Origin of the sequence: Tepidimonas sp. (assembly GCF_036824975.1) — a bacterium.
Classification (GTDB): Bacteria; Pseudomonadota; Gammaproteobacteria; order Burkholderiales; family Burkholderiaceae_C; genus Tepidimonas.
Map to the genome: position 1 here is coordinate 1 of NZ_DAISZC010000038.1, position 2,510 is coordinate 2,510.

Genomic DNA, 2,510 nt, shown 5'->3' on the forward strand with positions numbered 1-2,510 from the left:
GGCATGCGGAAAGGCCCGCGCGCAAGCTGCGCTCTTGTCGGGGTGGATGGCGATGTATACCCAGCGGGTGGCACAGTCGAGTGAAGTATGGTAAGGTAATACCTTGAAATACTTTGATGGGGGCTGCTATGGCTGCTGCTGCCGCTCGCCCCGTGGCGATCAAGATCGACGAGGACACCAAGGCCCGCTTAAAGCGTCTGGTTGATGCGCGTCATCGCACGTCGCATTGGCTGATGCGCGAAGCGATCACCCAGTACGTTGATCGCGAGGAAAAGCGCGAGGCCTTCCGCCAAGACACCCTCAAGGCCTGGGAAGAGTACCGCACCACCGGACTGCATGTGACCGCTGATGAGGCCGATGCTTGGCTTGCCCAGCTCGAACAGGGCAACGGTTATACTTCCCTCTCAAAGTCATGGCGTCAGGCCATAAACCGGACCTGTCTTGCCGGGTAAGCTGCTTAGGCGCCTACGCGCCTAAGCACCTCGCCCGGCAATCCTGCCTTCTAGCGGGCACAACGGAGTTTACAGAAAGAGCGATACACAACCCAGGCTGCTGGATGCGGTAGTCGGTCTCGCCGCCGCCACGGGTGTAGGCCTCCTCGAGGACGCTTTGCAGCCGCTGACGGTCTTCTGGTACCAGCCGGCGCAGCGAACGCGCGCGCTCGGCCGGCTCGTCCGGGGCGATGCCGTGCATACGCCGGAACACGTTCGACCACCACAGCTCCTGCGTGTCGAGATTGCGCCGCCAGTGCGCGATGCCGAGTTGGTCGAATAGCTGTGACACCCAGCGCTGCTCTTCGCGCAGCAGGCGGCGGCTGCGGTGCAGCGCCCACGCCAGTGCCGCGCACGCGATGGCCAGAATCGCGGCGAGTGCATAGCTCAACGCGGTGAACCCGGTGGTCATCGGTGCGTGTTTCCTCGTCGTTGCTACCAGTATAGGGGGCGCTCCGGATGCGGGCGATGCGCGCAAACCCGCACACCGCGCGCCGATGCGGCGGGGTAGGGGCGATGGGGGAGAGTCACCGGCCCGCCGGCGCGGCGTCGGCCGGCGGGGGGTCAGCGACGCGTGCGTGTGCCGCTGCCGCCCAGCAGCCCGCCCAGCAGTCCGCGCACCAACTGCCGCCCGAGCTGGGTGCCGACCTCGCGTACCACCGTTTTGGCCACCGTCTGCAGCAGTCCATCGCTGCGGCCGCCGCGCGGGCCGCTGCGGCCCAGCAGCAGCTCGCCTAGGCGGTCGCTGGTCCCACCGGGGGCGCCGGTGGCAGACGGGGCGTCCCCCTGATGCTGGGCGCGCAGCCGCTCGTAGGCGCTTTCGCGGTCGATGGTCTGCTCGTACACGCCCGCCACCAGCGACTGCTGCCGCAGCGCGGCGCGCTCGGCGTCGGTGGCGGGGCCGATGCGGCTGGCCGGCGGCACGATCCAGACGCGCTCGGTCTCGCTCGGCCGGCCCTTGGCGTCGAGCAGGCTCACCAGCGCCTCGCCCACCGCCAGTTCGGTGATGGCGCGCTCCACGTCCAGCCCGGGCTGGGGGCGCATGGTTTGCGCGGCGGCACGCACGGCCTTTTGGTCGCGCGGCGTGAAGGCGCGCAGCGCGTGCTGCACCCGGTTGCCCAGTTGCCCCAACACGCTGTCGGGCACGTCCAGCGGGTTTTGCGTCACGAAATACACGCCCACCCCCTTGGAGCGAATCAATCGCACCACCTGCTCGATGCGCTCCAGCAGCACCTTGGGAGCGTCGGCAAACAGCAAGTGCGCCTCGTCGAAGAAAAAGACCAGGCGAGGCTTGTCGGGGTCACCGATTTCGGGCAGGCGCTCGAACAGCTCCGACAGCAGCCACAGCAGCACGGTGCCGTACAGGCGCGGGGCGTTGAGCAGACGCTCGGCCGCCAGGATATTGACCACGCCACGGCCATCGACGGTTTGCATCAGGTCGGCGATGTCGAGCATCGGCTCGCCGAAGAACTGCTCGGCACCTTGCTGCTGCAGCCCAAGCAGTGCGCGTTGGATGGCGCCGATGCTGGCGCTGCTGATGGTGCCGTACTCCGTGGTGAAGGCGCGCGCGTTGTCACCCAGATATTGCAGCAGGGCGCGCAGGTCTTTGAGGTCCAGCAGCAACAAGCCCTGGTCATCGGCGATTTGGAACGCCAGGGTCAACACGCCGCTTTGCACATCGTTGAGGTTGAGCAGCCGTGCCAGCAGTAGCGGTCCCATGTCCGACACGGTGGCGCGCAGCGGGTGGCCGCGCTCGCCGTACACGTCCCACAAGGTCACGGGGCAGGCTGCGGGTTCGGGCAGCGGCAGCCCGCGTTCGGCCAGCACCTGCGCCAGCTTGCCCTCGATACGCCCGGGCTGGCTGATGCCCGTCAGGTCGCCCTTGACGTCGGCCAGAAATACCGGCACACCCTGGCGCGAAAAGCCCTCCGCCAGTGTCTGCAGCGTCACGGTCTTGCCGGTGCCGGTGGCGCCGCTGATGAGGCCATGGCGGTTGGCCTTGTCCAGCAGCAGGTGACA

Annotated in this window: 3 protein-coding genes; 1 reads left to right on the plus strand and 2 read right to left on the minus strand. The window is 67.6% G+C overall.

Annotation, left to right across the window (positions count from 1 at the left end):
• The first annotated feature begins 152 nt into the window (after positions 1-152).
• Entirely contained in the window at positions 153-452 is a 300-nt protein-coding gene (locus V7Z54_RS05980; protein WP_334135098.1) for a CopG family ribbon-helix-helix protein, read from the plus strand.
• A 13-nt stretch (positions 453-465) separates the two neighbouring features.
• On the opposite strand, the gene V7Z54_RS05985 is transcribed toward V7Z54_RS05980, so the two are convergent.
• Together V7Z54_RS05985 and V7Z54_RS05990 are read right to left on the minus strand one after the other, a co-directional pair.
• Positions 466-903: a hypothetical protein gene (locus tag V7Z54_RS05985; RefSeq protein WP_334135099.1), complete on the minus strand. Its 438-nt coding sequence runs from the start codon at positions 901-903 to the stop codon at positions 466-468.
• A gap of 152 nt (positions 904-1,055) precedes the next feature.
• Positions 1,056-2,510 (minus strand): helicase HerA-like domain-containing protein (locus V7Z54_RS05990; protein ID WP_334135100.1); only part of this gene is annotated, 1,455 nt, incomplete at its 5' end.